This window comes from Dyella sp. (assembly GCF_035503745.1).
GTDB lineage: Bacteria > Pseudomonadota > Gammaproteobacteria > Xanthomonadales > Rhodanobacteraceae > Dyella_B.
In genome coordinates, this window is record NZ_DATJTC010000043.1 from 132,147 (window position 1) to 138,982 (window position 6,836).

Consider the following 6,836-nt stretch of genomic DNA (forward strand, 5'->3'; position numbering starts at 1 on the left):
TACGCTTGCCGCCGTCGCGGCTTGCGGCGGTTGACGCATCACTCATGAATTTTCGTATCGAACGCGCTGTTACCGCGCACGTCCATGCCCTCTGCGCCATCGAGCGCGCCGCCGTGCAGATGTTTCGCGGTCACGCGGCGTGGCCGTTCTACGCATCCATGGCGATTCCGCCCGAGCTGCTGGAAGAAGCGATCCAGCGCGGGCTGGTGTGGGTGGCCCTGGACGATGTGCGCGACGAGCCGGTCGGCTTCATCTGGCTCGATACCGAACATGGTGGCGATGTCGTGGGCATCGCCGAAATCGACGTGCTGCCCGATTGCAGTCGTCGCGGTATCGGCGCGGCGCTGTTGCAGCGTGCCTGCGAGTGGGCGCGGGCGGCGGGTTATCGCCGGGTCGATCTAGGCACCCTGGCCGACGTGCCGTGGAATATGCCGTTCTATGCCCGGCATGGATTTACCGTCGTCGACAAGCACGACCCCGCGTTCGCCTATGCGCGCGATCGCGATCGCGAAAACGGCTTCCCCGACGCCTTGCGCGTATTCATGTCGCGCCCCTTGTCCGCACCCGCTGCAAGCGAATGGAGCGTGTGGCCCGCGCCGGCAAAACTCAGTTTATTCCTGCGCATCACCGGGCAGCGCGCGGATGGTTGCGATGAGCTGCAAACCGTTTTCCGCATGCTCGATTGGGGCGACGAGATCCGCCTGCGCGTGCGTACGGGTGGTGCCGTCCAGTTGTTGAACTCCGTGGCGGGCGTGCCGGCGGAACAGAATCTGCTGCTGCGCGCGGCGAACGTGTTGCGCGCGCATGCGCGTGTCGAAGCGGGCGTCGACATCGAGATCGACAAACGCATTCCGATCGGGGCCGGTTTGGGCGGCGGCGCTTCCGACGCCGCCACGGTGCTGGTTGCGCTCAACCAGCTGTGGCATTGCAACGCCGGCATCGACGAGCTTGCCACGCTGGCGCGAAGCTTGCGCGCGGACGTGCCGGTGTTCGTTCTGCAACGATCCGCATGGGTGTCGGGAACGGGTGAACACTTCAAGCCGATCAGCCTGCCGCGCCGGTGGTATGTGCTGGTCGACCCGCATGAACGCACGTCGGCGGTCGAATTATTTCAAACGGCTGAATTGACACGTAATGCTCCCCCCGCCACAATTTCATCCTTTGCTTCCGGCGAAACGCTGGAGAACGCATTCGAACCGCTCGTTCGCGCGCGCTACCCGCGGGTCGCCGCTGCGCTCGACTGGCTCGGACATCACGGCCACGCACGCCTTTCCGGCAGCGGCGGTTGCGTTTTCCTCGAGACGGCGACGGTCGAGCAGGCTGAGGCCGTCGCCGGGCGTTGTCCGGCCGCGTTCACGGCCTGGGTGGCCCAAGGCGTCGGCCGGTCGCCGCTGCACCAGGCGCTGTTGCGTCATGGCGCTGCCGGCTGATCCGAAGCAAACTACAACAAGCTGAACACTGGGGCGTCGCCAAGCTGGTTAAGGCACGGGATTTTGATTCCCGCATGCGTAGGTTCGAATCCTACCGCCCCAGCCATTTTTCAATGGCCTGGTTTTCGAGGGAACAATCGTGGATACGTCCAGCCCGATGCTGTTTACCGGCAACGCTCACCGCGCCCTGGCCGAAGATGTCGCCCATCGGCTCGGCGTGCCGCTGGGCAAGGCGCTCGTCGGCAAGTTCAGCGACGGCGAAGTGCAGATCGAAATCGAAGAAAACGTCCGCCGGCAGGAAGTCTTCGTCCTGCAGCCGACCGGCGCCCCCAGCGCCGAGAACCTGTTCGAGCTGTTGACCCTGGTGGACGCGCTCAAGCGCGCCTCGGCGGCCAGCGTCACGGCGGTGATCCCGTATTTCGGCTATGCCCGCCAAGACCGCCGTCCGCGCTCGGCGCGCGTGCCGATTACGGCCAAGCTGGTCGCCCGCCTGATCGGCACCGCCGGGGTGGACCGCGTGCTGACCGTGGACCTGCACGCCGACCAGATCCAGGGCTTCTTCGACGTCCCCGTCGACAACGTCTACGCCTCGCCGATCTTGCTGGCCGACATCTGGCGCAACTACAGCATGGACGACCTGATCGTGGTCAGCCCCGACGTGGGCGGCGTGGTCCGCGCCCGCGCCATCGCCAAGCGCCTGGACGACGCGGACCTGGCCATCATCGACAAGCGCCGTCCCAAGGCCAACGTGGCCACCGTGATGAACATCATCGGCGATGTCGAAGGCAAAACCTGCGTGATGGTGGACGATATCGTGGACACCGCCGGCACCCTGTGCGCGGCGGCGGCGGCCCTCAAGGACCGTGGCGCCCGCAAGGTGGTGGCCTATTGCGTCCACCCCGTGCTGTCGGGCGCGGCGATCCGCAATCTGGAGGGGTCCCAGCTCGATCAGCTCGTGGTCACCAACACCCTGCCGCTGCGCGATGAAGCCAGGGCTTGCGGCAAGATCCGCCAGCTTTCCGTGGCCGAGCTCTTGGCCGAGACGATCCGCCGCATCGCCTTCGGCGAATCGGTCAGCTCGCTTTACATCGACTAGCCGTACCGGGCATTTCCTCCTCTCCCCGCGGGGGGAGGAGGATGCCGCGTTCCGCTTTTCCCACGCGCCCCGTTCAGGAGGCGGGCCGCGGCGAGGGGCAGGGCTCTCGCCCCCATGCTTCCTTGGAACCGCGCCCTGGCCGCCCTCATCGCGGGGCAAGCCCCCGCCCCCGCCCGCCCGGGGGAGGGGCGCAAAAGCCCGGATTTCTGTATACTTACCCGCTTTTCCGTCCGCGTAAGCGGACACTTCGACTCTCCTGGTCGCGGGGGAGTCCATCCGGCTGCCGTGAGGCGGCTTCCAAACCTTAAGGCAATACTGACATGGCTAAGATTCATGAGATTCTGGCTCAGAGCCGCAAAGACGAGGGGAAAGGTGCGAGCCGCCGCCTGCGTCGTGCGTCCTTTGTGCCGGCCGTCGTTTACGGCGCGGGGCAGGCCCCCGAAAGCATCCAGATCGAGCACAACACCATCCTGCTCGCCGCCAAGCACGAGTGGTTTTTCTCCTCGGTGCTCGACCTGAACGTCGACGGCAAGGTGCAGAAAGTGCTGGTGCGCGACTGGCAGAAGCATCCGTTCAAGCAGCAGATGATGCACATGGACTTCCTGCGCATCAATGAGAACGAAGCGATCCGCGTGAACGTGCCGATCCACTTCCTCAACCAGGAGAAGTCCCCCGCCGGCAAGACCGCTGGCGTGGTCATCTCGCACAACCTCAACGAAGTGGAAATCTCCTGCCTGCCGAAGGATCTGCCGGAGTTCATCGAACTCGACCTGGCTGGCCTCAAGCCCGGCGACATCGTCCACCTGTCGGAACTGAAGCTGCCGGCCGACGTGGAAATCGTTGCGCTGCACCTGGGCGCCGATCATGACGTGGCCGTGGTCACCGCCGTGACCGTGCAGGAAGAAGTTGACGAAGCTCCGGCCGAGGGTGCCGAAGGCGAAGCCGCCAAGCCGGCTGCCGAGGCCTCCAAGGATCAGCAGTCCAAGAAGTAAGCCGTCATGGCCTCTCGTGCCCTCTCTCCACGGGAGAGAGGGGCGGGATGGGCCGCTCATCTTGCGGACGCGCGACCACCTGACATATGGCAGGTCTACGACTCATCGTCGGGCTGGGCAATCCCGGTGCCCAATACCTTCGAACCCGGCACAACGCCGGGTTCTGGTTTGTTGATGCTTTGGCATCGGGGCAGGGCGAGCGCTTTGGCCTCGATGGCAAGCTGCATGGCGAAACCTGCAAAGTGCGCATCGACGGCGAACCGGTGTGGCTGCTCAAGCCCGCCACCTTCATGAACAAGAGCGGTATCGCCGTTGCCTCGGCGCTGCGCTACTACAAGATCGAGCCGCACGAGTGCCTGGTCGCGCACGACGACCTGGATCTTTCACCTGGCACGGCACGCCTGAAGTTCGATGGCGGCCACGGTGGCCAGAACGGCCTGCGCGACATCATCGCCCACCTCGGGCACGGCAAATTCCACCGCATGCGCATCGGCATCGGCCATCCTGGCCATCGCGACCAGGTGACGCCGTGGGTGCTGGGCCCGCCCTCGGCAAAAGACGAGGACGCCATGCTCGATGGCATCGCGCGCGCGCTGGACGTGCTGCCGCTGGCCGTCGATGGGCAGTTCGACAAGGCCATGCAGCAGCTTCACACAGCGGGGAGCCGGTGACCGTCATCGTGCCGGTCTACCCTTCCCCTTCGTTACGGTTTTTCTTTTTGGATCCACATCATGGGCATCAAATGCGGCATCGTCGGCCTGCCTAACGTCGGCAAATCCACCCTGTTCAATGCGCTGACCAAGGCGGGTATCGCGGCGGCGAATTTCCCGTTCTGCACCATCGAACCGAACGTGGGTGTGGTGCCGGTACCCGATCCGCGCCTGCAGGCCTTGTCCGGCATCGTCAATCCGCAGAAGGTGATTCCCACCGCGGTGGAGTTCGTCGACATCGCCGGCCTGGTGGCTGGCGCGTCCAAGGGTGAAGGGCTGGGCAACAAGTTCCTCGCGCACATCCGCGAAGTGGATGCCATCGCGCATGTGGTGCGTTGCTTTGAACACAGCGACATCATTCACGTAGCGGGCAAGGTCGATCCGATCGCCGACATCGAAACCATCGATACCGAGCTGGCGCTGGCCGATCTCGATTCCGTCGAGAAGGCGCTCAACCGCGCCGAGCGCGCGGCGAAGGCCAACGACAAGGAAGCCATCGCCAAGAAGCCGGTACTGCAAAAGCTCGCCGCCGGTCTCAACGAAGGCAAGACCGCGCGCAGCCTGGGCCTGGATGAAGAGGAAAAGGAGCTGGTGCGCGATCTTTTCCTGCTCACGCTCAAGCCTCTGATGTACATCGCCAACGTGCGCGAGGACGGTTTCGATAACAATCCGCACCTGGATGCCGTGCGTCAGCGCGCGGTTGCCGAGGGCGCCGAAGTAGTGCCGGTGTGCGCAGCCATCGAAGAAGAACTTTCGCAGCTGGACGACGCCGATCGCGATGAGTTCCTCAAAGATCTGGGCCTGGACGAACCGGGCCTCAACCGCGTGATTCGCGCCGGCTACAAGCTGCTCAACCTGCAAACCTACTTCACCGCCGGCGTGAAGGAAGTGCGCGCCTGGACCATCAAGCGCGGGTTTACCGCGCCGCAGGCCGCGGGCGTAATTCATACCGATTTCGAGCGCGGCTTCATTCGTGCAGAAACCGTGTCCTACGACGATTTCATTCAATACAAGGGCGAGTCCGGCGCGGCCGCGGCGGGGCGCCTGCGCAAGGAAGGCAAGGATTACGTGGTGAAAGACGGCGATGTGCTGCACTTCCTCTTCAACGTCTAAGTTTTTCGCGTAGCCGAACACCCCCAAAGCCCCGCGCAAGCGGGGCTTTTTCGTGCCACGATCAGCGTGACGCGAGAACATTCCCCAGCGCGGAATTTCCCATGCCCGAACCGGTTTTGCGCATACGCCTGGCACAACCCGACGATGCGCGCATCATCGGCGTGCTGATCCGTCGCCTCGCCCGCCGATGGATTCTTCCCGATCAAACGTTCGAAGCCGGACAAGCGCTGCTTGCGCGGCTCAGTGCGCGAACGCTGCGCGAAAAAATCGCGGGTGGGCAGCGTTTTCATCTGGGCTATCTGGGCGATCGGCTGGTCGGCGTTTCGGCCATGCGCGATGACTGCCACCTGGTGCAATTCTTCGTCGGCACCCAGTATCAAGGGCGCGGTTTCGCGCGGCAGTTGTGGACGCGAACCATGCAAGACGCCCTGCGCCGCGCCGGCACGCGCCGCTTCACACTCAACGCCACCCGCTGCGCGGTGCCGGTTTACCGGCACTTGGGCTTTCGCGCGACCGGCCCCGAACGGCTTTCGCCCAGCGGCCTGATGACCACCCCGATGCGACTGGTGTTGCCAGTCCGTGCCGGCAAAAGCGCATAATGCGCCCCCACCCGTCATAGATTCAGTTCATTGGAGACGCCATGTCAGGCCAGCAAAATGAAGTGACCTTCCGCTTTATGGCGCAGCCGACCGACGTCAACTTCGGCGGCAAGGTGCACGGCGGCATGGTGATGAAATGGATCGACCAGGCCGGTTACGCCTGCGCCGTCGGCTGGAGCGGAGCCTACTGCGTTACCGCGGCAGTCAGCGGCATCCAGTTCGTCAAGCCCATCCTGATCGGCGACCTGGTCAGTGTGCGCGCCAAGTTGATCCATACCGGCAAGTCGAGCATGCAGATGGCCGTGGATGTGCTCGCGCGCGACCTGCGTACCAGCGAAGAGCGCCTGGCAACCAGCTGCGTGATGGTATTCGTGGCACTGGACAAGCCCGATGGCAAGCCTACGCCGGTGCCGCCGTGGTCGCCGCGCGACGACAATGAGCGCCGCTTGCAGGAGCAGGCGCTGCGCCTGCTGGAGCTGTCCAAGAGCATGGAGCAACTGGTCGATACACGCGCTGCCGGGAACGACTGAACCTAGGCATCGGCAGTGCCGGAAAGTGGCGAAAAATCGGCTCTTTCGACCCCGTCGGGTGTTGACACGACAAGCCCCAATCCACACAATAGCCGTTCTTTGTTGGAGGGATACCCAAGCGGCCAACGGGGGCAGACTGTAAATCTGCTGGCTTACGCCTTCGGTGGTTCGAATCCACCTCCCTCCACCAGCTGACCATTCGCGGATGGTCTGACTGGCGGGATAAATGAACCGAAGCCTTGGAGGTGGATTTGAACCACCGAAACCAAGATGACGGTTCGACAAAATCGCAGGATGCGATTTTGAACGCGACGCGAAAGCGGCGCGGCCCGGAGGGCGGAGGGCAGAATGCCCGGAGTAATCCAC

Annotated in this window: 8 protein-coding genes and 2 tRNA genes; 9 read left to right on the plus strand and 1 reads right to left on the minus strand. The window is 64.0% G+C overall.

The window, feature by feature from the left end:
• Positions 1-44 precede the first annotated feature (44 nt).
• The 9 genes from ispE to VME63_RS17120 all read left to right on the plus strand — a co-directional run bounded on the left by ispE (position 45) and on the right by VME63_RS17120 (position 6,660).
• Positions 45-1,430 (plus strand): 4-(cytidine 5'-diphospho)-2-C-methyl-D-erythritol kinase, encoded by a 1,386-nt coding sequence (gene ispE / locus VME63_RS17080; protein ID WP_325434560.1) that lies wholly within the window; start codon positions 45-47, stop codon positions 1,428-1,430.
• Between the two features lie 29 nt (positions 1,431-1,459).
• Positions 1,460-1,536: transfer RNA gene (locus tag VME63_RS17085), tRNA-Gln, on the plus strand.
• Positions 1,537-1,569: 33 nt separating this feature from the next.
• Entirely contained in the window at positions 1,570-2,526 is a 957-nt protein-coding gene (locus VME63_RS17090; protein ID WP_414648284.1) for a ribose-phosphate diphosphokinase, read from the plus strand.
• Between the two features lie 320 nt (positions 2,527-2,846).
• Positions 2,847-3,518 (plus strand): 50S ribosomal protein L25/general stress protein Ctc, encoded by a 672-nt coding sequence (locus VME63_RS17095; protein ID WP_325434561.1) that lies wholly within the window; start codon positions 2,847-2,849, stop codon positions 3,516-3,518.
• An 86-nt stretch (positions 3,519-3,604) separates the two neighbouring features.
• The gene (gene pth, locus VME63_RS17100) at positions 3,605-4,189 is read left to right on the plus strand and encodes an aminoacyl-tRNA hydrolase (protein ID WP_325434562.1); all 585 of its coding nucleotides are present in this window, start codon (positions 3,605-3,607) and stop codon (positions 4,187-4,189) included.
• A 60-nt stretch (positions 4,190-4,249) separates the two neighbouring features.
• Positions 4,250-5,341, plus strand: coding sequence for a redox-regulated ATPase YchF (gene ychF / locus VME63_RS17105; RefSeq protein WP_325434563.1), 1,092 nt, complete (start codon positions 4,250-4,252; stop codon positions 5,339-5,341).
• A gap of 101 nt (positions 5,342-5,442) precedes the next feature.
• On the plus strand, positions 5,443-5,940 hold the full coding sequence (locus VME63_RS17110) for a GNAT family N-acetyltransferase (RefSeq protein WP_325434564.1): 498 nt from the start codon (positions 5,443-5,445) through the stop codon (positions 5,938-5,940).
• 41 nt (positions 5,941-5,981) lie between these two features.
• Positions 5,982-6,470 (plus strand): acyl-CoA thioesterase, encoded by a 489-nt coding sequence (locus VME63_RS17115; RefSeq protein WP_325434566.1) that lies wholly within the window; start codon positions 5,982-5,984, stop codon positions 6,468-6,470.
• Positions 6,471-6,574: 104 nt separating this feature from the next.
• Positions 6,575-6,660: transfer RNA gene (locus tag VME63_RS17120), tRNA-Tyr, on the plus strand.
• Here VME63_RS17120 and VME63_RS17125 read toward each other — a convergent pair.
• A partial coding sequence (locus VME63_RS17125; RefSeq protein ID WP_325434568.1) for a hypothetical protein occupies positions 6,623-6,836 on the minus strand: 214 nt, incomplete at its 5' end. The genes VME63_RS17120 and VME63_RS17125 overlap by 38 nt on opposite strands.

Coding starts and splice junctions, on each gene's coding strand:
- ychF (WP_325434563.1), top strand. CDS start 4,250: ATGGGCATCAAATGCGGCATCGTCGGCCTGCCTAACGTCGGCAAATCC.
- VME63_RS17115 (WP_325434566.1), top strand. CDS start 5,982: ATGTCAGGCCAGCAAAATGAAGTGACCTTCCGCTTTATGGCGCAGCCG.
- VME63_RS17110 (WP_325434564.1), top strand. CDS start 5,443: ATGCCCGAACCGGTTTTGCGCATACGCCTGGCACAACCCGACGATGCG.
- VME63_RS17095 (WP_325434561.1), top strand. CDS start 2,847: ATGGCTAAGATTCATGAGATTCTGGCTCAGAGCCGCAAAGACGAGGGG.
- pth (WP_325434562.1), top strand. CDS start 3,605: ATGGCAGGTCTACGACTCATCGTCGGGCTGGGCAATCCCGGTGCCCAA.
- ispE (WP_325434560.1), top strand. CDS start 45: ATGAATTTTCGTATCGAACGCGCTGTTACCGCGCACGTCCATGCCCTC.